The sequence below is a fragment of the Streptomyces sp. NPDC027962 genome, from assembly GCF_055566095.1.
Genome location: NZ_JBVHTA010000001.1, coordinates 227,246 through 248,356, shown reverse-complemented (window position 1 = coordinate 248,356; position 21,111 = coordinate 227,246). Strand labels below are relative to the sequence as shown.

19 protein-coding genes and 4 pseudogenes are annotated in these 21,111 nt (G+C 70.0%); 13 read left to right on the top strand and 10 right to left on the bottom strand.

Features of this window, described 5'->3' with window-relative positions:
* Window positions 1-21: 21 nt before the first annotated feature.
* The 4 genes from ACZ4SA_RS01160 to ACZ4SA_RS01145 all read right to left on the bottom strand — a co-directional run bounded on the left by ACZ4SA_RS01160 (window position 22) and on the right by ACZ4SA_RS01145 (window position 5,182).
* On the bottom strand, window positions 22-987 hold the full coding sequence (locus tag ACZ4SA_RS01160) for a zinc-binding dehydrogenase (protein WP_468268177.1): 966 nt from the start codon (window positions 985-987) through the stop codon (window positions 22-24).
* 238 nt (window positions 988-1,225) lie between these two features.
* The gene (locus ACZ4SA_RS01155) at window positions 1,226-2,791 is read right to left on the bottom strand and encodes an alkaline phosphatase D family protein (protein WP_468268174.1); all 1,566 of its coding nucleotides are present in this window, start codon (window positions 2,789-2,791) and stop codon (window positions 1,226-1,228) included.
* Window positions 2,788-3,366, bottom strand: coding sequence for a phosphoesterase (locus tag ACZ4SA_RS01150; protein WP_468268171.1), 579 nt, complete (start codon window positions 3,364-3,366; stop codon window positions 2,788-2,790). Before ACZ4SA_RS01150 ends, ACZ4SA_RS01155 begins: the two co-directional genes overlap by 4 nt.
* 604 nt (window positions 3,367-3,970) lie before the next feature.
* A complete protein-coding gene (locus tag ACZ4SA_RS01145; protein ID WP_468268168.1) occupies window positions 3,971-5,182 on the bottom strand; it encodes an NAD(P)-dependent malic enzyme in 1,212 nt (403 codons plus the stop codon).
* A 525-nt stretch (window positions 5,183-5,707) separates the two neighbouring features.
* On the opposite strand from ACZ4SA_RS01145, the gene ACZ4SA_RS01140 reads away from it, so the two are divergent.
* Genes ACZ4SA_RS01140 through ACZ4SA_RS01130 form a run of 3 tightly spaced genes read left to right on the top strand, consistent with a single transcriptional unit; the run spans window position 5,708 to window position 8,454 of the window.
* Window positions 5,708-6,655, top strand: coding sequence for an ABC transporter substrate-binding protein (locus ACZ4SA_RS01140; RefSeq protein ID WP_468268164.1), 948 nt, complete (start codon window positions 5,708-5,710; stop codon window positions 6,653-6,655).
* Window positions 6,656-6,700: 45 nt separating this feature from the next.
* Window positions 6,701-7,681 (top strand): amino acid ABC transporter permease, encoded by a 981-nt coding sequence (locus tag ACZ4SA_RS01135; protein ID WP_468268161.1) that lies wholly within the window; start codon window positions 6,701-6,703, stop codon window positions 7,679-7,681.
* On the top strand, window positions 7,678-8,454 hold the full coding sequence (locus ACZ4SA_RS01130; protein ID WP_356636204.1) for an amino acid ABC transporter ATP-binding protein: 777 nt from the start codon (window positions 7,678-7,680) through the stop codon (window positions 8,452-8,454). The genes ACZ4SA_RS01135 and ACZ4SA_RS01130 overlap by 4 nt, the downstream gene beginning before the upstream one ends.
* A gap of 56 nt (window positions 8,455-8,510) precedes the next feature.
* Here the strand turns inward: ACZ4SA_RS01130 and ACZ4SA_RS01125 are convergent, their stop codons facing one another.
* On the bottom strand, window positions 8,511-9,302 hold the full coding sequence (locus ACZ4SA_RS01125) for a class I SAM-dependent methyltransferase (protein ID WP_468268472.1): 792 nt from the start codon (window positions 9,300-9,302) through the stop codon (window positions 8,511-8,513).
* A 74-nt stretch (window positions 9,303-9,376) separates the two neighbouring features.
* On the opposite strand from ACZ4SA_RS01125, the gene ACZ4SA_RS01120 reads away from it, so the two are divergent.
* Window positions 9,377-10,006, top strand: coding sequence for a CGNR zinc finger domain-containing protein (locus tag ACZ4SA_RS01120; RefSeq protein ID WP_468268157.1), 630 nt, complete (start codon window positions 9,377-9,379; stop codon window positions 10,004-10,006).
* Here the strand turns inward: ACZ4SA_RS01120 and sodX are convergent.
* Window positions 9,910-10,350, bottom strand: coding sequence for a nickel-type superoxide dismutase maturation protease (gene sodX, locus ACZ4SA_RS01115; RefSeq protein WP_468268154.1), 441 nt, complete (start codon window positions 10,348-10,350; stop codon window positions 9,910-9,912). The two genes, ACZ4SA_RS01120 and sodX, sit on opposite strands and share 97 nt — an antisense overlap.
* 130 nt (window positions 10,351-10,480) lie before the next feature.
* Between sodX and sodN the strand changes: the two genes are divergently transcribed.
* Window positions 10,481-10,876, top strand: coding sequence for a superoxide dismutase, Ni (sodN, locus tag ACZ4SA_RS01110; RefSeq protein ID WP_100109020.1), 396 nt, complete (start codon window positions 10,481-10,483; stop codon window positions 10,874-10,876).
* A 7-nt stretch (window positions 10,877-10,883) separates the two neighbouring features.
* On the opposite strand, the pseudogene ACZ4SA_RS01105 reads toward sodN, so the two are convergent.
* Window positions 10,884-11,636: pseudogene (locus ACZ4SA_RS01105) on the bottom strand (tyrosine-type recombinase/integrase); the annotation flags it as partial.
* A gap of 1 nt (window position 11,637) precedes the next feature.
* On the opposite strand from ACZ4SA_RS01105, the pseudogene ACZ4SA_RS01100 reads away from it, so the two are divergent.
* The 4 genes and pseudogenes from ACZ4SA_RS01100 to ACZ4SA_RS01085 all read left to right on the top strand — a co-directional run.
* Window positions 11,638-12,171: pseudogene (locus ACZ4SA_RS01100) on the top strand (DUF3631 domain-containing protein); the annotation flags it as partial.
* Window positions 12,149-12,742, top strand: a pseudogene (locus tag ACZ4SA_RS01095) (relaxase/mobilization nuclease domain-containing protein); the annotation flags it as partial. The pseudogenes ACZ4SA_RS01100 and ACZ4SA_RS01095, both read left to right, overlap by 23 nt.
* Window positions 12,743-12,928: 186 nt before the next feature.
* The gene (locus ACZ4SA_RS01090; protein ID WP_468268470.1) at window positions 12,929-13,468 is read left to right on the top strand and encodes an ArsR/SmtB family transcription factor; all 540 of its coding nucleotides are present in this window, start codon (window positions 12,929-12,931) and stop codon (window positions 13,466-13,468) included.
* The gene (locus tag ACZ4SA_RS01085; RefSeq protein WP_468268150.1) at window positions 13,465-14,766 is read left to right on the top strand and encodes an MFS transporter; all 1,302 of its coding nucleotides are present in this window, start codon (window positions 13,465-13,467) and stop codon (window positions 14,764-14,766) included. Before ACZ4SA_RS01090 ends, ACZ4SA_RS01085 begins: the two co-directional genes overlap by 4 nt.
* Here ACZ4SA_RS01085 and ACZ4SA_RS01080 read toward each other — a convergent pair.
* The 3 genes and pseudogenes from ACZ4SA_RS01080 to ACZ4SA_RS01070 form a co-directional block, all read right to left on the bottom strand.
* Window positions 14,729-14,992, bottom strand: a pseudogene (locus ACZ4SA_RS01080) (SAM-dependent methyltransferase); the annotation flags it as partial. The gene ACZ4SA_RS01085 and the pseudogene ACZ4SA_RS01080 overlap by 38 nt on opposite strands.
* Before the next feature lies 1 nt (window position 14,993).
* Window positions 14,994-15,905 carry a phosphotransferase family protein gene (locus tag ACZ4SA_RS01075; protein WP_468268147.1) on the bottom strand — a complete coding sequence of 304 codons (912 nt, stop codon included), beginning with the start codon at window positions 15,903-15,905 and terminating at the stop codon, window positions 14,994-14,996.
* 73 nt (window positions 15,906-15,978) lie between these two features.
* Complete coding sequence (locus ACZ4SA_RS01070) at window positions 15,979-16,728, bottom strand: hypothetical protein (RefSeq protein ID WP_468268144.1); 750 nt, start codon at window positions 16,726-16,728, stop codon at window positions 15,979-15,981.
* A 223-nt stretch (window positions 16,729-16,951) separates the two neighbouring features.
* On the opposite strand from ACZ4SA_RS01070, the gene ACZ4SA_RS01065 reads away from it, so the two are divergent.
* The 4 genes from ACZ4SA_RS01065 (at window position 16,952) to ACZ4SA_RS01050 (ending at window position 20,696) form a co-directional block, all read left to right on the top strand.
* Entirely contained in the window at window positions 16,952-18,307 is a 1,356-nt protein-coding gene (locus ACZ4SA_RS01065) for a tetratricopeptide repeat protein (RefSeq protein ID WP_468268141.1), read from the top strand.
* A 1-nt stretch (window position 18,308) separates the two neighbouring features.
* The gene (locus ACZ4SA_RS01060) at window positions 18,309-18,839 is read left to right on the top strand and encodes an NUDIX domain-containing protein (RefSeq protein WP_468268138.1); all 531 of its coding nucleotides are present in this window, start codon (window positions 18,309-18,311) and stop codon (window positions 18,837-18,839) included.
* Window positions 18,840-19,072: 233 nt separating this feature from the next.
* Window positions 19,073-20,281, top strand: coding sequence for an enoyl-[acyl-carrier-protein] reductase FabV (gene fabV, locus ACZ4SA_RS01055; RefSeq protein ID WP_468268135.1), 1,209 nt, complete (start codon window positions 19,073-19,075; stop codon window positions 20,279-20,281).
* A 106-nt stretch (window positions 20,282-20,387) separates the two neighbouring features.
* The gene (locus tag ACZ4SA_RS01050) at window positions 20,388-20,696 is read left to right on the top strand and encodes a hypothetical protein (RefSeq protein ID WP_468268132.1); all 309 of its coding nucleotides are present in this window, start codon (window positions 20,388-20,390) and stop codon (window positions 20,694-20,696) included.
* The last annotated feature ends 415 nt before the right edge of the window (window positions 20,697-21,111 follow it).

Genomic DNA, 21,111 nt, shown 5'->3' with positions numbered 1-21,111 from the left:
ACCAGCCGAACTGACGCACCATCAAGAGTTCGTCAGGACAATCTTCCCGAACAGATCGCCGGACGCGATCTTCTCGAAGCCCTCCCTGGCACGGTCCAGCGGCAGCACCTCGTCGATCACCGGCCGCACGCCCGTCGCCGCACAGAACGAGAGCAGGTCCTCCAGCTCGTCCTTCGAGCCCATCGTCGAGCCGACGACCTTCAGCTCAAGGAAGAAGATCCGGGTGAGCTCGGCGTGCGGGGGGCGGTCGCCGCTCGTCGCACCGGAGATCACCAGAGTGCCGCCGGGACGCAGCGACTTGACCGAATGCGACCAGGTCGCGGCGCCGACCGTCTCGATGACGGCGTCCACGCGCCGCGGCAGCCGCGCGCCCGGTTCGTATGCCTCCTCCGCGCCCAGCTCGACGGCACGCCTGCGCTTGGCCTCGTCGCGGCTGGTGGCGTACACCCGCAGGCCTGCGGCCTTGCCGAGTACGATCGCGGCGGTCGCCACACCGCCGCCCGCGCCCTGCACGAGGACCGAATCACCCGGCCGCACCCCGGCGTTGGTGAAGAGCATGCGGTAGGCCGTGAGCCAGGCCGTCGGCAGACAGGCGGCCTGCTCGAAGGTGAGCTCCTTGGGCTTCGGCAGCACGTTCCACGTCGGGACGCTGACCTGCTCGGCGAAGGTGCCCTGGTAGCGCTCGGTGAGGATGGAGCGGGGCTCGTCAGGGCCGACGCCGTGCCCACTCTGCCCGATGACGGAGTGGAGCACCACCTCGTTCCCGTCCTCGTCGACGCCTGCGGCGTCGCAGCCGAGGATCATCGGCAGCTTGTCCTCTGCGAGACCCACCCCGCGCAGCGACCAGAGATCGTGGTGGTTGAGGGAGGCGGCCCTGACGGTCACCGTCGTCCAGCCGGTCCGGGCCTCGGGAGCCGGGCGTTCGCCCAGTTCGAGGCCGTTCAGCGGCTGGTCGCGGTCGATACGTGCGGCGTAGGCGGCGAACATGACCTTGACCATAGGACGGCCCGGTGCGTGGCGGAACCACACACCGGTGTGACACGCGTCCCTAGGGCGTTTTTCGAAAGTCCCGCCTGGCCCACGACGCCTGGCACGCACACTCGCTGCGTTGTCGGAGTCATCCAGGTACGTCCAGTACGAGGATGATCCTCCGCCTTGCGATTGCACGCACCAGACGCCGCGGGCCCCGCCCTGCGGGCGGACGACGCTACTTTCGAAACACGCCCTAGTCCCTCCTCCACTGGGCGGGGGAGTTCTTCGTCGCCGGGTCCTCGTACGAGCCGACCGTCCCGCGGTCCACGTGGAAGGTGGTGAGCGTGGTGACGGGCGACGCCGGGTCTCGGCGGTCCGCGATCACCCGCATGTGCGCGCTGAACCGCTCCGGGGTGACCTCGTAGACGTCGTAGCCGTAGCGGTTGCCTTCGAAGTACTGCAGATGCGGGTTGGCCGCGCCCATCAGCGGACCGTTCGCCCTGTTCCAGTCGGCCGAGTACGCCCCTGAAGTGACGGAGTGTGCGGTGAACTCCGTGCCGACCACCGGCGACGACGTGTCGTCGAAGTCGGTCCTTATGTCGTCGACGAAGGCGGAGTGCCAGTCGCCCGTGATCACGACCAGGTCCTCCATACCGCTCGAGTGCACATGCCCGAGGATCTCCTTCCTCTCTCCGAGGAAGCCGTCCCACTGGTCGGTGAACATGTACGAGCCGCCCGGCCGGCCACGGAGCTGGCTGAGCATGATGGAGTTGGCCCAGACGTGCCACGCGTCGGGCGCACGGTCGATGCCCTGCTTCAGCCAGGACTTCTGCTCGCCGCCGAGGATCGTGCCGCCGGCCAGGTTCTGCGCGGAGCGGTAGGAGCGCAGGTCCAGGACGGTCAGTTCGAGCAGGTCGCCCCAGCGGCGGACGCGGTGGATCTCCGGGTCGGGCAGGGCGAACGCACTGCTGTCGCGGTGCGGCATGTTCTCGTACCAGGCCTGGTACGCGGCCGCCCGGCGCTGCATGAACGGCGCACCGCCGCCGGTGCCGGAGTAGTCGTTCACCACCTCGTGGTCGTCCCAGGTGAGGAACCAGGGATGGGCGGCGTGCGCCTCGCGCAGGGAGGCGTCGCCCTTGTAGAGGGCGTGGCGGCGGCGGTAGTCGGCAACGGTGAAGACGGACGGGCCCTCGTGGTCGCGTACGTGGTCGGCGGGGACGCCGCCGACCTGTCCGTGCTCGTATATGTAGTCGCCGAGGTGGACGACGAAGTCGACGTCCTCGCGGGCGATGCCGCGGTGGGCGGCGTAGAAACCGTCATGGAAGGCCTGGCAGTTGGCGGCGGCGAACCGGACCCGTCCGGCCCTGCCGACCGGCGCGGTCCTCGTGCGGCCGACCCGGCTGGTCCGCCCCATCGCTCTGAACGCGTACCAGTACCGGGTGCCCGGGCGCAGCCCGGAGACCGGCACGTGGACGCTGTGGCCGAGGGTCGCGGAGGCCGGAGCCACGCCCCGGGCCACGACACGGCGCAGCGACCGGTCCAGGGCCACGGTCCACTCGACCTCGACGACCTCGGGCAGGCGCTGCTCGGCGGCGAGCGGTTCCGGTGCGAGCCGGGTCCACAGCAGAACGCTGGTCGCCTGCGGGTCGCCGGACGCGACGCCGAGGGTGAACGGCGCGGGGTCGTAGTCGGCGCCGAGCGCCTCGGCCGCCTCGCGGGCCTGCGCGGGACTGAGCCCGGCGCTCAACGGCCACACGAGGTTCAGCGCACCTGCGGCCGCGGCAGCCTTGAGAAGATTGCGTCGGTCGATCCTGGTCACTTGCGTCCCCCGGTGGCTGTGAGGCTGAGCGATATCGCGTCGGCGTAGCCGTCGTTGGACGCCCCGCCGCCGCTGCGGGTGAGCACCAGCAGCAGACGAGCGGTCCGTGCGCCGGGCGGCACGGCGGCGGACGCGGTGCACTCCCGCAGGCCGGTGCGAGCGCCACGTTCGGCGGCGGTGACGGGCCCGAGGACGCTGAGGGCGACGGGTGTGCCCTTGGTGTCCCGGAACTCCACGGACAGCCGGGCGCCGTCCTCCTGACCGGCGTACCCGCCGAGCCACGCGGAGACGGCGTACCGCACCCGGCCCGCGTCGACGGCCCGCCGCCCGGTCGCTCCGGAGGCGGGCAACGCGATGTCCTGCACAAGGGCGGTACGGGGGGAGTTGCCCCCGCTGAAGAACCGGCTGCCGCGGTGGGTCGGCCCCGGATCGGCGGCGGTCGGATAGCCGCCGCCCACGCTGTACGCGACGAGTGCGGGAGCCCCTTGTGCGACGACCCAGCCGGTCACGGCGCCGACAGGTTCGGCGCTCCCTCCCGGACCGCTCTCGGCATCGCCGTTGACGACCAGATTCACAAACGCCTCCTGGGGGACGTGGGTTGGCGCGGAGTATCACAGCAGCACGAGATGAACCTGAGAAGTCCCTCACGGGAACGCCCGCCACGACCCACCCTTCTGGCTGCGGAGGCCCCCGCCTCCCGCCCTGGGCCAATCCCCGGACCCGTGGCACGCTCGGCGCGGTGTCGTCGTTTCCCTTATGGCCTGCCGCCCCCGGACGGGCGTGTTCTACCGCTGCGCGACATCCCGCCCGCCGCCGGCACAATCCGGCTCCGCCGGAGCCGGGGCAACTTCGCCCCCGGCCGGGAACTTTCAGCTCCGCTGCCAGGGCAGCTCAAGCCCCGCCGGGAAACACCGGGCATGCCGACGCGGGCAACTCCAGCCCCGCCGGGAGATACCAGGCCCCACCGGCGGGGCCGCCCAACCTTCGCCGGCCATTGAGGCTCGGGGCAGAGCCCCTACGAGCCCCTACGAGCCGCGCAGGCTCGCGCCCCCGCCGACCACGCGCGGGCTCCGGGGCCGGCGCCCCCGCCCACCGCGGCCGGCACGGGCAAAAGAAGCGGGCCGCGTCACCCCCCGCACGGGGACAACGCGGCCCGACCCGAGATCCGGTCGTCACACGTCAGCGACGTGCGACCCCCTCCGCACGCGCAGCCGCCGCCACCGCCGCGGTGACCGCCGGCGCGACGCGCTCGTCGAAGGGCGACGGGATGACGTAGTCCGCGGACAGCGCGTCGCCGACGACGTCCGCCAGCGCGTCCGCCGCCGCGATCTTCATGCCCTCTGTGATCCGGGACGCCCGCACCTGCAGCGCACCCGCGAAGATGCCGGGGAAGGCGAGGACGTTGTTGATCTGGTTCGGGTAGTCCGAGCGGCCCGTGGCCACGACGGCCGCGTACTTGTGCGCGACGTCGGGGTGGACCTCCGGGTTCGGGTTGGCCATGGCGAAGACGAACGCGCCCGGCGCCATCGACGCGACCGCGTCCTCCGGCACCGTGCCGCCCGAGACGCCGATGAAGACGTCCGCGCCGGCCAGCGCGGTCTCCAGCGACCCGGAGAGCCCCGCCCGGTTGGTGATCTCGGCGAGCTCGCGCTTGACCGGGGTCAGGTCCTCGCGGTCACGGCTGACGATGCCCTTGCGGTCGGCGACCGCGACATCGCCGAGACCGGCTTCCAGCAGGAACTTCGCGATGGCCACCCCGGCCGCGCCCGCGCCCGAGATGACGCCGCGCAGCTCGCCGAGCTCGCGCCCGGTCAGCTTGGCGGCGTTGCGCAGCGCGGCGAGCGTCACGACCGCCGTGCCGTGCTGGTCGTCGTGGAAGACGGGGATGTCGAGGCGCTCCTGGAGCCTGCGCTCGATCTCGAAGCACCGGGGTGCCGAGATGTCCTCGAGGTTCACTCCGCCGAACGAAGGCGCGAGACGCACGACGGTCTCGATGATCTCGTCCGTGTCGGTGGTGGCGAGGGCGATCGGGACCGCGTCCACGCCGCCGAACTGCTTGAAGAGGATCGCTTTCCCCTCCATGACCGGAAGGGAGGCCTCCGGTCCGATGTCTCCGAGACCGAGCACCGCCGTCCCGTCCGTCACGACGGCGACGACCTGCGACTTCCAGGTGTAGTCGTGGACGAGCTCGGGCTGCTCGGCGATGGCGGTGCACACCTTGGCAACGCCGGGTGTGTACGCGAGGGACAGGTCGTCCTTGTTCCGCACCGGCACGGTGGCCTGGACGGCCATCTTGCCGCCGCGGTGCAGCGCGAACGCCGGATCGAAGGGCTCGTCGGCACTCTCCGTGTTGGCGTTGTCGCTGCGAGGATTGACGATCTCCGCTGCCATGTTGGTTGACCCCTTAAGTCTTCATCAGTTGAGGGTGGCCACTCCTGGTTGAGGAGGGGTGGGCGGGCACCGCGTCCGTCACCTGCACTGGAACGGTTGGCCCGCCCCGGCAGGGGGTGATACGCACGCGCGGGCGCGCCGCACACGCGCCCTGAGCCCCGGATGAGGGGTGTAAGGATCCTTCTTACCGGACGGACCACGCCCCGGACGAGTCGGTATCGCCTCGGTGACGTGGTTCATAGCCGTGAACCCGGACAAGCGCACCAGGTGCGGCGCAACCCGCCCAGAAGGCAGGACGGCCGGAGATTTTCCGGCCGGAAGGATGCTTTCCAGCGAATGGTCCGGCCTTGATGTACCGGCCCGCCGGGGTTCGGGGGTATCCCGTTACCCGATTTTGACATGCGTGGCCCCCTGAATGGGCTCGTCCGAATGGCAAGATGCCGAAAACACACAAGGTCGCGACACTCGAAGATGAGTGCAGTACGACCTGGTAACTCCACTTTCACCCGCCGGAGGACCTCGATCATGACCGCAAGCACCACGCGCCGTACGACCGCCGCCAAGTCCCGGATAGCCGCGGTCAGCGCCATCGCGGTCGCCGGCGCCATGCTGCTGACCGCGTGCGGCGACCAGACGGACAGCGGCCCCAAGGAGTCGGAGACGAAGGGCAACGCCTCGGCCGCGCCGCTCGCCGACAAGCTCCCCCAGGAGATCCGCGACAAGGGCGTCATCAACGTCGGGTCCGACATCGCGTACGCGCCGATGGAGTTCATGGACGAGAACAACAAGCCGGCGGGTGTCGACATCGACATCGCCAAGGCGCTGGGCGAGGTCCTCGGCGTCGAGTTCAAGTTCCAGAACTCGACCTTCGACCAGCTCGTCCTGGGCATGAACAACGGCCGCACCGACATCGTCATGTCGTCGATGACCGACACCAAGGAGCGCCAGCAGGGCGCCACCGACGACGCCAAGGGCGGCGCCGACTTCGTCAACTACTTCCAGGCCGGCTCCGCGATCCTGGTCCAGAAGGGCAACCCCGAGAAGGTCAGCACGCTGGACGACCTGTGCGGTCTGACGGTCGCCGCCCAGCGCGGCACGGCGAACGAGACCCTGCTGAAGGAGACGCAGAAGAAGTGCGGCTCCGACAAGATCAAGCCGTTCATCTCCGACCAGGACACCGACTCGATCACGCAGCTCCAGACCAAGCGTGCCGACGCGGTGATCACCGACTTCCCGGTCGCCCTCTACAACGAGCTGAACGCCGGTGGCGGCAAGCTCTTCGAGGTCGCGGGCGAGCAGATCGACGCCGCGCCGTACGGCATCGCGGTCAGCAAGAAGAACCCGCAGCTTCGTGACGCCCTTCAGGCCGCCGTCCAGAAGATCATCGACGACGGCTCGTACGCCGAGGTGCTGAAGGAGTGGAAGGCCGAAAGCGGCGCCATCGAGAAGGCCACGGTCAACGCGGGCACGTGACGACCGCTCTTCGCCGCAACCTCCCTCATGTAAGGCAGCAACCCTGTGACTGACCCCCTCGACAAGGCGCCCGCCGACGTCCCACCGGACGACGGCGGGACCGCCTCCCCCCAAAAGGTCCCGGCCGCACACTCAGGACCCATCAAGGCGGTTCCGGTACGCCACTACGGGCGCTGGATCAGCGCCGTCGTGGTGCTCGGACTCCTCGCCCTGCTGGTGAGGGCGTTCGCGGACGCCCAGATCCAGTGGAGCGTCGTCGGTGAGCAGATCACCAACGGCACGTTCGCCTGGGGTGCCTGGGAGACCCTCAAGATCACCATCTACTCGATGGTGATCGGCGTGGTCCTCGGCGCGATCCTGGCCGTCATGCGGCTCTCCCCCAACCCGGTGCTCTCCTCCGTGGCCTGGGGCTACATCTGGTTCTTCCGCGGCACCCCGGTGCTGGTGCAGATCCTGCTGTGGTTCAACCTCTCGCTGGTCTTCCAGTACCTCGACCTCGGTTTCATCTACAAGGACGAGATGAACCAGGTCATGACGCCGTTCGTGGCGGCGCTGCTGGCGCTCGGCCTGAACGAGGCCGCGTACATGGCCGAGATCTGCCGGGCCGGCATCCAGTCGGTCGACTCGGGGCAGACCGAGGCGGCGCACGCGCTCGGCATGAAGGGCGGCAAGACGATGCGGCGCATCGTGCTGCCGCAGGCCATGCGGGTGATCATTCCGCCGACCGGCAACGAGTTCATCAACATGCTCAAGACCTCCTCGCTGGCGTTCGCCATCGGCTACGGCGAGCTGTTCCTGCGGGGCCGTGAGTTCGGCTCCCGGACGCTGGCCATCATGGAGGGCTACATCGTGATCTCGCTCTGGTACCTGGCGCTGACCACCGTGTTCAGCATCGGCCAGTACTACCTTGAGCGGTATTACGCCCGCGGTTCGAGCCGTTCGCTCCCGCCGACGCCGCTTCAGCGGCTGCGGAAGCAGCTGTCCTCGTTCCGTGTACAGAGCAACGTCGGAGGCGTGAAGGTATGAGCTCCCAGACGACGCAGCCGATGGTGAAGGCCGAGAACGTCCACAAGTCCTTCGGCCATGTGAAGGTCCTCAAGGGCATCGACCTCGAGGTCGCCCCCCGTGAGGTGTTCTGCCTGGTCGGCCCGTCCGGCTCCGGCAAGTCGACCTTCCTGCGGTGCATCAACCACCTGGAGAAGATCAACGGCGGCCGCCTCTCGGTCGACGGCCGGCTCGTGGGCTACCGCGAGAAGGGCGACAAGCTCTACGAGCTGAAGGAGAAGGAGGTCGCGGCGCAGCGCAGGGACATCGGCATGGTCTTCCAGCGCTTCAACCTCTTCCCGCACATGACGGCTCTCGCGAACGTCATGGAGGCGCCGATCCAGGTCAAGGGCGAGTCGAGGTCCGTGGCCCGCGAGCGCGCGCTGCGACTGCTGGACCGGGTCGGACTGGCGGACAAGGCCGGCAACTACCCGTCCCAGCTCTCCGGCGGCCAGCAGCAGCGTGTCGCCATCGCGCGTGCTCTGGCGATGGAGCCGAAGCTGATGCTCTTCGACGAGCCGACGTCGGCCCTCGACCCGGAGCTGGTGGGTGAGGTCCTGGACGTGATGCGAGGTCTCGCCGAGGACGGCATGACGATGATCGTCGTCACCCACGAGATGGGCTTCGCCCGCGAGGTCGGCGACGCGCTCGTCTTCATGGACGACGGCGTCGTGGTCGAGGCCGGCCACCCGCGCGACGTCCTGACCAACCCGCAGCACGACCGGACGAAGTCGTTCCTGTCCAAGGTGCTGTAGCGCGGACGTGTGCAGGGGCGGTACGGACCGGGTCCGTACCGCCCCTTCGCGCGTCGCTACTTCAGTGCCAGAACCAGCGCGTCGCTGGGCGACGCCCACACCGGGCGGGCCTCGTCGAAGCCGGCCGCGCGGAGGGCCTCGGCATGCCAGTGCGCGGAGGGGGTGTCGCCGTCGGCGTGCTCGCCGTAGATACGGAACCGCTCGGCTGTGGGCTCGGCGAGGACCGGGTCCTGGGCGGCGAGCGCCCACCAGTCCGCCCAGTCGAGGACGCCGGCCGCCTTGGCCCGGTCCATGCCGGTGTGCCGGTGGGCGCGCTCGGCGGCGTTGATGCGGGGCGTGGACTCGTCCTTCATGTGGTCGGCGTTCATGAAGACGCCGCCGTCGCGCACGAGCGCGGCGATCCGGCCGTAGAGGGCGGCGAGCGGATCGCTGTGGAGCCAGTGCAGCGCGGTGGCGGTGAGCACCGCGTCGTACGAGTCGTGCGGCAGCGTCGCCGCCCAGCCCGGGTCCTTCAGGTCGGCGGTGACGAAGGTGACGCGCTCGTCCCCGGCGAAGTAGCCCCGGGCAATGGTCAACAGCGCGGGATCGAGGTCGATCCCCGTACTGGTGGCCTTCGGGAATCGCCTGAGGAGCCGGTCGGTGATACTTCCCGTACCGCACGCGAGATCCAGCACCCTCGGTTCGGGGCCGACCGTGGCCTCAACCATGTCCAGCATCACCCTGAACCGCTCCTCGCGGTCGGGCATGTACCACTCCTGCTGGCGGTCCCAGCTCTGCTGCCAGGCCGTCCAGTCGGTGCCCGCCACCTCACCCGGCGCCGCACCCGTTTCCGTCCCGCCCACCGGAATCCTCCCGTCCGTAATACCCTCGAAGCTTAAGCAGCCGTTACTTCTACCCTAGAGCGCCGCGGTAAGGACTACAAGTGGAACTGGCCTATTACTCGGACTACGCCGTGCGCCTGGTCAACACCGAGGAGCCGGCTCGCAACAAGGACTCCCTCATCTCGGTCGAGGCCGTCCGCGAGCTCTTCGGCCCGTCCTCCCAGGCCGCACGCCGCGCCACCGACTCGGACGTCACCAGGTTCCGGTCCGTACGGGCCCGGCTGCGCGCGGTCTTCGCCGCGGCCGACGCGGGCGATGAGACCCAGGCCGTGGACCTGCTCAACTCGCTGCTGCTGGAGTTCCCCGTCAGCCCGCAGATCTCCGGGCACGACCACCGGGACGAGGACGGCCGCCCCAAGTGGCACATGCACCTCGCCGATCACCCCTCGAACGCGACCGCCGGATACGCCGCGATCGCCGCGATGGGGCTGGCGTTCCATCTGACGGAGCACGGCGTCGACCGGCTGGGCCTGTGCCAGGCCGCCCCCTGCCGCAACGCCTACCTCGACACGTCCACCAACCGCTCGCGCCGCTACTGCTCCGACCGCTGCGCCACCCGCGCCAACGTGGCGGCCTACCGCGCCCGCAAGCGCCTGGAGACCGAGCGGTCGGCGAGCACGGGCCGCACGGCGGACGCCAGCCAGGAGACCACCCCGAGCACCGAGCGCTGATCCCGCGCGAGCGGCCGGAACCGGGTGCGCACCCGCCCGAGCAGCAGGTCGGCCGGCACCACACCGAACACCCGGCTGTCGCCGTCGGCGCCGGGGTTGTCGCCGAGCACCCACCAGCCCTCACCGCGGCGCTCGACCAGCCGCTTGACGACAAGAAGGTCCTGCTGCAGCGGATGACGGAGCACGGCCACGTCGCCGGCCCGGAGCGGAGCCCGGTAGTCGACCAGCAAATGGTCGCCGTGCAGCAGCGTCGGCACCATCGACGGCCCCATCACTTCGGCGAGCCCGAACCGGGCCCTCGGCTCCCGCGCCTGCTCAGTCATCGGCCACCTCCGACTGCCCACTGTATGTTCGGCCACCGGTCCGGCACGGACCCCGGACTTTTGACCTAAGCCCAAGGGGGCACCCGCGAAAACGGGTCCCTCACGGAGTAATGTCCCACCTGAGAAGACGATCACGAGGAAGGACAGCTCAATGCTCTCCCGCCTGTTTGCCCCCAAGGTGAAGGTCAGCGCCCACTGCGACCTGCCTTGCGGTGTCTACGACCCGGCCCAGGCCCGCATCGAGGCGGAGTCGGTCAAGGCCGTCCAGGAGAAGTACCAGGCCAACGAGGACCCGCACTTCCGCGCCCGCGCCACGGTCATCAAGGAGCAGCGCGCGGAGCTCGCCAAGCACCACGTCTCGGTGCTGTGGAGCGACTACTTCAAGCCCCCGCACTTCGAGAAGTACCCCGAGCTGCACCAGCTCATCAACGACACGCTGAAGGCCCTCTCGGCAGCCAAGGGGTCCACCGACCCGGCGACCGGCCAGAAGGCTCTGGACTACATCGCGCAGATCGACAAGATCTTCTGGGAGACCAAGAAGGCTTGATCTCCCTCTAGGCGGCCTGGCCTGCACTTTCGCAGGTCGTGCCGCTTAGCTGTCCGCACCCGGTCCGCAGGCCGCCGAGCACGGCGTCCATGACGGCCCGGGTGCGGTCTTCTTCGCCGGGCCACAGGTGTGCGTAGATCCGCAGCGTGATGACGGCGGACGCGTGCCCGAGGACCAGCTGAACCTGCTTGACGCTCGCGCCGCCGGCGATGAGCGCGGAGGCGTAGAAGTGCCGCAGGTCGTGGGTAACCATGTGCGGCAGCTCGACGGGCTTGCGGCCTTCCCGCTCGGCGGCCCCGTTCTCGGCCGCCTGGAGCGCCTTGCGGGCGCCATTCCACTCGGTCTTCCACCGGCGGTAGTTGAGCGGCTCCCCCTCCTCCATCGTGAACAGCCACTCCCTGGATGGGCGCGCTGCGAGATGTGTGAGGAGCGCGTCGGTGACGACCTCTCCGACAGGGACCGTACGCCGGGACTTCGCGGTCTTCGGCGGGCCGATCTTCCCGGACTGAAGCCGCTGCCGGTCGACCCGGATAGCGCCTTCCTTGAAGTCGACGTCCGACACCTTGAGGCCGGGCAACTCGCCTATCCGCAAGCCTGATCCGGCGAGCGTGACGATCGCCGCGCGGATGTACGGCGGTATCACCCGGGCCATGGCCTCGACCTGGGCGACCGTGGGCGGGGTGACCTCCTCGTCCGACGTGGGCGGAAGGGTGATCCGGCGGCACGGACTGGAGGCGATGACCTTCGCCTCCACGGCCGCGCACGCGCCGCGGCTGGCGGTGGTGGGGCCGACCAAGGGGTGCGGCAAGTCCCGTGTCCTGGACGTGCTCCACGAGACCGTGTCCCGGCCGATGATGACGGTGAACACCTCGCCTGCGGTGGTCTTCCGCGTCATCGGTGAGGACCCGCCGACGCTGCTGGTGGACGAGGCCGACACCATCTTCGGCCCCAAAGCCGGCGACAAGGAGGACCTGCGCGGCCTGCTGAACGCGGGGCACCAGCGCAACCGGCCCGCTTGGCGAATCTCCGGCCCGGAGCACAAGCCGACGGCGTTTCCCACCTTCGCCATGGCGGCGCTCGCCGGGATCTGCGACCTGCCGGAGACGATCATGGACCGTGCCATCGTGCTGCGCATGCAGAAGCGCAAGCCCGGCGAGAAGATCGCTGCCTTCCGCTCCCGCTGCTCCGTTCCGGAACTGAACGCGCTGCGTGACCGGCTGACCGCCTGGCTGGCCCCTCTGCGGAGCGCCGCAGAGGGCTTGGTTCCGCATCGGCCTGCGCCGCCTGAAGTCCGGTGACCTCACCGCACCGCGCACTCCCACCGGCGCCGAACGCGCCAAGGCTGAGCGCCAGGGCCAGACGGTCACGGCACGGCACTGGCTGCGCGAGCAGGCGTACGCGGTCGCCGACGCCGTACACAACGAAGCCGACTACTTCACCGTCCTGCAGTCCCTCGGCATCAAGGTCAAAACCCGCCTCGGCCCCGAGACCGGCGACGTGATCGGCTACAGCCTCGCCGCACCCGGCGACACCAACGCGGCCGGCGAACCCGTCTGGTACGGCGGCTCCAAACTCGCCCCCGACCTCTCCATCAACCGCCTACGCGAACGCCTTTCCGACCGGGAGGTAGCCGACCACCCGCGGTATGCGGCGGACCCAGCCGACCCATGGCGGCACACCACCACCGCCATACGCGCGGCGCACACCGTCCTCGACTCTGGTGACGATGCCGCCGCCCAGGGCCACCTGGCCGCCTTCGGTGACGCCCTGTACAACACCGCCAGCGCCACGACCGGCCCCCACCAGGCGGAACTGCGGGCAGCGGCAATGGCCTTCAACCGCGCCCGCCGCTCCACCACCCGCGCCGTGGCTGACAGTGAAATTGGTGAACTCGGCAGGTCGTACGGGTGCGACGCCGATGTCGCAGACGACCTCGCTGCCCAGGTGGCGGGTAGGAGCCTTTGGCGGAGGTCTCGCTTGGCCTCAGCGGATTCTGGAAGTCCGCGCGAAATCCCCTTGCTCAATGGTCAAGAAGTGTTGACCATTGCTCGCATGCCTACCGATGATGTTCCCGAGACGTTTCACGTCACCACTGACGAGCAACTACGCGCCGTCTCCAACCTCACGCGTCACCGGATCATGGCCGTGCTCCGCTTCGAGCCGGCGACGATCACGCAGATCGCCGAGCGGGTTGGTCTTGCGAAGGGGAGTTCCAGCTATCACGTGCGGCTGCTGGAGCGGGCCGGTCTGGTGAAGGTGGTGCGGACGCGGAAGGTCCGCGGGGTCACCGAGCGGTACTACGCGATGGCTGCCCGGTCGATCGTGCTGCCGGATCCGGGCGAGGGAGGCCCCGACGTGCTGATGCGGCACGCGGTGGCGGACCTGGAGGCGTCGCCCTCGGACGGCGAGCGGCACGTGCGGATGGCGCATCTGCGGCTCACCGAGGAGCAGTTCGCCGAACTGGGGGCGCGGCTGCAGGCGCTGGCGGACGAGTACCGGGAGCTGTCCGATCCGTCGCTTCCGGACGCGTCGCTCGTCTTCGCGCTGTTCCACCCGGCACAGGGCGAGCGGCCCGAAGGGGGTGCCAAGTGACCTCGGACATACGGAAGTTGCCGACCGGGTTCGGGCGGCTGTGGACCGCGCAGACGGTCTCCTCGCTCGGTGACGGGGTGACGCACGCCGCGCTGCCGCTGCTCGCGCTGACGCTGACGCGGGATCCGATGGCGCTCGCCGTCGTCACGGCCGCGGGGACGCTGCCGTGGCTGCTGTTCGGGGTGCTCGGCGGTGCGCTGGTGGACCGCTGGGACCGCCGGCGCACGATGTGGGTCGCGGACGCGGCCCGTGCGGCGCTGCTCGCGGTACCGGCCGCGGCGGCCGTGCTCGACGTGCTGAGCATTCCGCTGCTCGCGGCCGTCGCCTTCCTGCTCGGTCTCGGCGGGCTCTTCTTCGACACGGCCGCCACGGCCTATCTGCCGGATCTACTCGACCGGGACCCCGCGCTCCTGGAGCGCGCCAACTCCCGTCTGCGCGGTGCCCAGACCGCGATGTCCGGCTTCGCGGGGCCGCCCGCGGGCAGCGCCTTGCTCGCGCTCGGGCGGGCGGTTCCGCTGCTCGCCGACGCGGTGTCGTTCTTGCTCTCCGCACTGCTCGTACGTACGCTGCCCGCCATGCCCCGGCCCTTGCCGGAGGCCCGCGAGTCGCTGCTGCGGCAGGCGCGGTCTGGGGCCTCGTACGTCTTCCGAGAACGGGTGCTGCTCGGCCTCGCGCTCCGCCCGGCGGTCGGGAACGTCGCCTTCCTCGCCGTGGAGACCGTCCTCCCCCTCTTCGCGCACGACCGCCTCGGCATCGATGCCTACGGCTTCGGCCTGCTCCTCACGGCGGAGGCCACCGGCGGCCTGCTCGGCGCGGGCATCGCCTCCTTCCTCGGCCGACGACTCGGCACCGGCACCGCACTGACCTGCACCGCCGCCATCGAAGGGCTTGCCATCCTGGGCCTGGCCGCTACCCCGAACCCGCACGTGGCCGGGCTGGCGCTCGCCGTCTGCGGGGCCGGCATGGGCGCCACGATGGTGCTCGCGCCCTCCCTACGGCAGGCGATCGTCCCCGCCGACCTCATGGGCCGGGTGGCCTCCACCTCCCGCATGCTGGCCATGTGCGCCGCCCCCATCGGGGCCTTCCTCGGCGGGGGGCTGGCCACCACCTACGACATCCGCACCCCGCTCTACGCCGCCGCCGTCCTCCTCCTAGCGATGACTGCCGTCACGGCATCCATGACCAGCAACCGCCGGGTCGAAGCGGCGCTGCGTGCCGCCGCCCCGGCCGGCGGTCCAGATCACCCGGCGGGCAAGGATCCCGCCCAGGCTGGAGGCCGACCAGGTCGACGCCGGTGACACGGGCGCCATGGCGGATGGCGAGGTGGGCGGCGTTGTGGCCGGGGCCGCAGCCGAGTTCCAGGAGTCGCTTGCCGCGCAGGTCAGTGCTGAGGACGTCGGCGCCGGGACCTTGGCCGGGTCTCGTGGTCCACTCCATACGAGCGGGTACGGAGAGAGGTTCGGCGAGTCCGGCGGCGGTGCGCTGAACGGCGTGGGCGTGCCAGGGGGATGCCTGGGCGAGCACGTCAGATCTCCAGGAGGTGGAGGACGTCGGTGAGGTGGCGGCGGACGGCCTTGATGTAGGCGGGGTCGGTTGCCGGGTCGTTGATCCAGCGGATCGACTGCTCCATGAACCACTCGACGGCCCACATGCGGTGCCAGCCCAAGGCCCAGTTCTCAGCGGTGAGCCCGCCGCGCGAGGCGAGGGCGTCGGGGGTGCCGCCGGCGGTGACGTACTGCTCCAGGAAGATGCGCAGGCGTACGGGGTGCGGGGGCTCGATGGTGCCGTGCCAGCTGGCGAGGTCGAGCAGACCGGGGCCGGTGAAGGCGCGGGCGAAGTCGAGCAGCCGCCAACCGCGCTCGCCGATGTGGAGGCTGGTGGGGTGGAACTCGGAGTGCACCCAGCCGAACGGTTCCAGCGTTGCTCCGGCCGAGCGGGCCTCGGCGGCTTGGGCGATCTGGTCGAGCGCGTCCTCGACGTCGTCGGCATCCTGCCACCGGTCGGCCTTGCGCAGCCGGCCGAGGTGTTCCAGCGCCCGGGCCGGCAGTGTGTGCAGGCGCTCCTGGTCGAGGACGGGCAAAGGGGGAGCCGTACGGGTTCCGTGCAGGATCACGGCCGCGGCGACGCCGTCGAGGTCGTCGGCCTCGCGGACAGACGGTCCGAGGTCCTCCATGAGCATGCCGAGCCAGCCGTCCAGGACGGCGGAGGCGTGGACCTGAGGGACGGGAACGCCGAGGGTGTGGGCCAGCCGGAGGGCCTGGTCCTCGCCGTCGAACGGCTTCTTGGCGTACTTGAAGATGGCCGTGGTGCCGTCGGGGAAGGCCACGCGCTCGACGCCAGACATGGACCACACGCGTACCTCCTTCCGTGCGGCGGTGGTCTGGCCGGTCGCGGTGAGCAGGTTGTCGAGGAGTTCGGCGCTGGGGTTCGTGGTCACGGAGGGCTCCGGGGATGGGCGGTGGCGTCCGGGGCGGGCGAGGGATGCCCGCCCCAGAGCCCGATCGGGTGGGTTACGCGGCGGGGTTCACTCGGTGGGCGTAGACCTGCTCGATCCAGCCCGCCTTGAACGCGGCGAGGTCGTCGCGGAAGTTCGCCATCGAGGCACCGTAGGGCGCGACCACGCCGCCGGACTGGTCCGGCACGGACTGGCAGCCGTGCACGAGCCGGCCGCCGAGCGTGGCGTGAGCCTTGATGGACTCGATCCGCCGGTGCTCGTTGAACCAGCCGCCGTGGTAGACCTCGTCGAGCATCCCGCCCGTCTCGTCGTCCAGGTCGAAGACGACGGAGGTGGCGGCGGGGAAGAACCAGCACGGCCCGACGTTGGAGATGTGCCCGTCCAGCTCGACCTTGTTGAGCGCCATGAGCGTGGCGGCCTCGCGGAGCATCCGCAGGTGGTCGGCGGTGATCTGCGGCAGGCCGAGGCCGGCCAGGTGCTCGTCGCGGAAGAGGTACGTGTACACCTCGTACGCGGTGGCCAGGACGCGGGCCGCGTCGGAGGTGGACTCGCTGTGCTGCTTGATGAAGTCGAGCGCGAGCTGCTCGACCGCGCTCTCGGTCGTCTCGTCCACGTCCAGGAGCTGGGCCTTGACCAGTTCCCAGTCGGCGACGAGCCACGTGCTCGACTCGAAGCGGAAGAAGTACTCGGCCGGGTCGATCGTGATGCGCCGGCCGTCGACCTGGATGCCGGGCAGGCGGCTCCAGCGCGGGTCGAACGCCTCGGGCAGCTCGACCGTGATGGCCGTGGTGTCGATGGTGGTCACCGTGTCTCCGTCTCTGATCGGCCAGGTTCGGGCACAGGAATGCCCGAGCCTGGTGTGGGCGTACGGAACTTCGAGGTGCCGCCCGGACCAAGGGGGAGCCTGGATCACGGTCGCGCCGTTCCGGGCGGCTGCTGATAAGTGAACCGGTGGTCACGCTCAGTGGGTACGGTGGAAGGCAGTTGAAGCGGTATACGCGGTTTACTGCTCCAGGGCGGAGGCGATCGTGGCGGCGCAGAGAGACCCCAATTCCCGTCTGCGCGACGTCATCGCGGCGGTCGACTGCACCTACGAGGCTCTCGCCCGAGATGTGCGGCGCATCGCCGCCGAGAACGGCGAGATCCTCCAGACCAACAAGTCGGCCATCTCGCACTGGGTGAACGGCACTCGTGCCCCTTCGGGCCGAGTAGGTCAGTACCTGGCCGAGGCTCTGTCCCGCCGAGCGGGGCGCACGGTCACCCGTACCGAGATCGGCCTGCCCGTCAGTGATGCCGAGGAGCCGGTGGAATCCGACCCCGTCCTCGCGGTCACCGACTTGGGCCGCGCCGACGTCGAGCGCCGTCGCTTCCTCGCCATCGCGGCCTTCACCACCGCCGGGGTCGCCATACCGCTCGGCTACGACCACGAAGCCACCGCCCGCATGCTCCGCGCCCGTACCGGCACGTCCCTGGTCGGTGCGGAGGACGTGGACGTCGTCCGGCAGATCACGGCGGCCTTCAGCGCGGCCGACGAGCGCCTCGGTGGCGGGCACGGCCTGACCACCGTCACCGCGTACCTCGCCGACACCGCCGCCCCCATGCTGCGCGGGCGCTTCCCCAGCGAAGCCTTACGTCGGGCCGCCTTCGGCGCCGTTGCCGAACTCGCTTACCTCGCAGGATGGAAGCACCACGACCTCGGCCAGGAAGGCGCCGCCCAGCGCTACTACCAGGTCGGCTACAAGCTCGCCTGCGAAGCTGACCCCCACGGCCACGCTGCCTGGATGATGCGCGCCCTCGCCCACCAAGCCCTGAGCCTCAAACAGCCCCACCACTGCGTCGACCTCGTCGAAGGCGCCCTGCGACGCGGCCTCGGCCGCGTCGACGGCCAGACCGAGGCCCTCCTCCACATCACCCACGCCCGCGCCTACGCAGCCACCGACGAGAACCCGTCGGCCGCACGAGCCCTGCTCGCCGCCGAAGACGCCCTCCTACGGGACGACGGCCCCCAGCCCAGCTACTCCCGCGTCAGTGGCCCCGCCGCCGGCACCGTGGCCAGCCACACCGCCCGCACTCTGACCGATCTTGCCGACCACATCGGCACCGAGCAGCAGCACCGAGACGCCCTCACCCGCTGGGACCGGGAGAAGTACAAGCGCGTCCACGCCCTCACCCACGCCGACCTCGGCGACAGCCTCGCCGTCCAGGCCCGCGCCGACGAGGCCGTCGCCGCCTGGACCCAGGGCCTGGTCCTCATGGAGGGCATGACCTCCGACCGGACCCGCAAGGCGATCACCTCGATCCGCTCCACCCTCGCGGTCTACCAGCGCCGCCGCGTTCCCGGCGCCGCCGATCTCGCCCGCCGCGCTCGCGAGGCCCTCGCCTAACATGCCCAACAACCCGCCCGACGAAGGGAAAACCGTGGCCCAGCAGACCGAGGACCAGCCGAAGGCTCTCAAGCCGGCGCTCGAATCGATGACCCTGCTGGTCGCGGCCGTGATCGTCCACGACAAGGCCACCAACCGCGTCGTCCTCCTCCAGCGCAGCGAGAACGCGAAGTTCGCGCAGGGAATGTGGGACCTGCCCGTCGGCAAGAGCGAACCGGGTGAGCCCATCACGGAGACCGCTGTCCGCGAGCTCTACGAGGAGACGGGCCTCACCGTGAAGCCCGAGTCCCTCAAGGTCGCCCACATCATCCACGGCGCCTGGGGCGTCGAAGCACCCAACGGCTTCCTCACCGTCGTCTTCGCCGCCCACGAATGGACCGGCGAACCCGAGAACCGGGAGCCCCGCAAGCACGCACAGGTTCGCTGGGTCGACGCCGACGCCATCCCCGAGGAATTCGTGGAGACCACCGCCAGCGCCCTTCACCGCTACCTCAGAGGCGGGCCGCCGGTCTCCCTGGATGGCTGGAGCTAGTGACCTGAGTCGACGTTCCTGCCGGTCGGCAGGCTCGGTCCTACCCCGCGGGATGGCACTTGGTACCACCAACTGCCCCCCGTTAGAGCTAGTGGGAACCCTCCAAGCCCTGCTGCACATCGTTGTGCCGGTCAAGATCACCGTGTTCATCAGCACGGTCGCAGACTTGCAGGACCGGGGTGGCCGAGGCGCCGCCGCGTCCTTGTCCGTGACGACACCTGGGGCACCACACCGTGAGCGAACGCGTCATTGCGCCCAAGAGCCGGGGCTTTCTGTTCCTCGACTCTCATCCTGGCGGCTGCCGACAGCTGGTGGACGAGATGTGGGAGGCCGTCCCCGCCCCGGTCACCGGCTGGGGCGAAGGGCCGGTGGCTCTGGTCATCGGTTCGTCCGCCGGGTACGGCCTGGCCGCTACAATCGCGGGCCTGGCCCGTGTCGGTATCCGTGGCATCGGCGTGTGCTTCGAGAAGGCGCCCGCGCGGCGCACCGGCACGGCCGGCTGGTATCGCACCGCCGCCACCGCCCGGCTGGCCCGACAGCACGGTCGGGACATGGTCTTCCTCAACGGCGACGCGTTCAGCGACACGATGAAGGAGCAGGTCGCCGATCTCCTCACCGAGCGGTTCGGGGGACGACTCGACTACCTGATCTACTCGGTGGCCGCGCCTCGCCGCACCGACCCGGACACCGGCGACGTGTATGCCTCGGTCCTCAAGCCGATCGGCTCGGCGTACACCACCAAGACGCTCGTCTTCGACGAGAACGGTGCCCCGGAGGTGAAGGAGGTCACCACCGCGCCGGCCGAGGGCGACGACCTCGAGCAGACCGTGGCGGTGATGGGCGGCGCCGACTGGGAGCGGTGGGTCACGTTCCTGGCCGACCGGTCTCTGCTCGCCGACGGCTTCACCACCGCCGCCCTGTCCTACATCGGCTCGCCGCTCACCGCGGCGATCTACCGGCAGGGCACCATCGGCGCCGCGAAAGCCCACCTGGAAGCCACCGCACGCATGTTGGACGAACGCCTCGCCAAGACACTGGGCGGCCGTGCCGTGACCTCGGTCAACGCCGCCGCCGTCACCCAGTCCTCCACCGCCATCCCCGGCATCGCCCTGTACGTAGGGCTGCTGCGCGGCGTCCTCGGCGATGCCATGGTGTCCCCGATCGGTCAGCTGGTGGAGCTGTGGGACCAGCTGACTGGCGCCCGCCCCCTCGACCTCGACGACGAGGGCCGGGTCCGCCTCGACACCTGGGAACTCGACCCCGCCGTGCAGAACGCCGTCGCCGAACGCTGGAGCACCGCCACCAGCGACACCATCATCGAACTCGCCGACCTCGGCTGGTTCAGCGACGAAGTCCGCTGCCTCTACGGCTTCTCTGTCCCCGGCGTCGACTACACCGCCGCTGTTGAAACCGACGTCCCCTGGCCCACTCTCACCATCTGACCCGCGCCACAAACGCCCCTGATCGCGTCGTAAAACAAGGTCGCGGCGCCAGCCCTAGTGACCTGGGCCGTCGATGCGTCGGCAGTAGCTGGCGAGGCTCTCCTCCGTGGACATTGCGGAACAAAGCGAGCTCGACCTCTACGACAAAGCCTTCGCCGCGCTGAGCCGTGCGGCATCGTACGGCGACGCCACCGAGGAGCTTCTGCAGAAGGCCCACTCCTTCTGGAGCAACACCCCGCTCCAGGAGTGGCCCCCACCACTGCTCCGACGGCGGTGCGCCGCCGCAGCAGTCCGCACACAGTCCGCAGGACACCCGATCAGGACCGTCGCACCCCATCGCCAACCAACAGCAAAAGGCCAGGTCAGCGCCCCACAGGGAAGATCCCCGCAGGTCACCGACCCGCCCCGTCACTAGAGACCAAGAAGGCATGAGCCTCACCAGGCCATATGCCTCTGACGTGCGGCGGAGCACTGGGGGATCTAGCAATAACCAGCAGAAGCCAACAGCTGTGCGCATCTGCTTCCCGTGATCATCTCCCAAAGCGTCTCCCACGCGGGAGAACCGCACAACAGACAACGAAAAGCCGCCCGCCCCCGGGGGTGCCCGGGGACGGGCGGCCGCTTTGTGCCGGGCGAGTACCCAACACCGCGACGCCCTCGTGCGCTGGGACCCCGAGAAGTACAAGCGCGTCCACGCCCTCACCTACGTCGACCTTGGCGACAGCCTCGCCGCCATCTGCGGGCGGCGCAGCCTCTCGACCTGCGGCGCCCCCAGTGCGGTCGCCGTATTGAGGTTCACGGAATCCTCGTTGAGACAGGTCGGAGGTTCA

Bases quoted from the DNA above. Each gene is read 5' to 3' on its own strand.
- ACZ4SA_RS01160 (WP_468268177.1), bottom strand. From the start codon at position 987: ATGTTCGCCGCCTACGCCGCACGTATCGACCGCGACCAGCCGCTGAAC.
- ACZ4SA_RS01145 (WP_468268168.1), bottom strand. From the start codon at position 5,182: ATGGCAGCGGAGATCGTCAATCCTCGCAGCGACAACGCCAACACGGAG.
- ACZ4SA_RS01140 (WP_468268164.1), top strand. From the start codon at position 5,708: ATGACCGCAAGCACCACGCGCCGTACGACCGCCGCCAAGTCCCGGATA.
- ACZ4SA_RS01130 (WP_356636204.1), top strand. From the start codon at position 7,678: ATGAGCTCCCAGACGACGCAGCCGATGGTGAAGGCCGAGAACGTCCAC.
- sodN (WP_100109020.1), top strand. From the start codon at position 10,481: ATGCTCTCCCGCCTGTTTGCCCCCAAGGTGAAGGTCAGCGCCCACTGC.
- ACZ4SA_RS01090 (WP_468268470.1), top strand. From the start codon at position 12,929: ATGCCTACCGATGATGTTCCCGAGACGTTTCACGTCACCACTGACGAG.
- ACZ4SA_RS01060 (WP_468268138.1), top strand. From the start codon at position 18,309: ATGCCCAACAACCCGCCCGACGAAGGGAAAACCGTGGCCCAGCAGACC.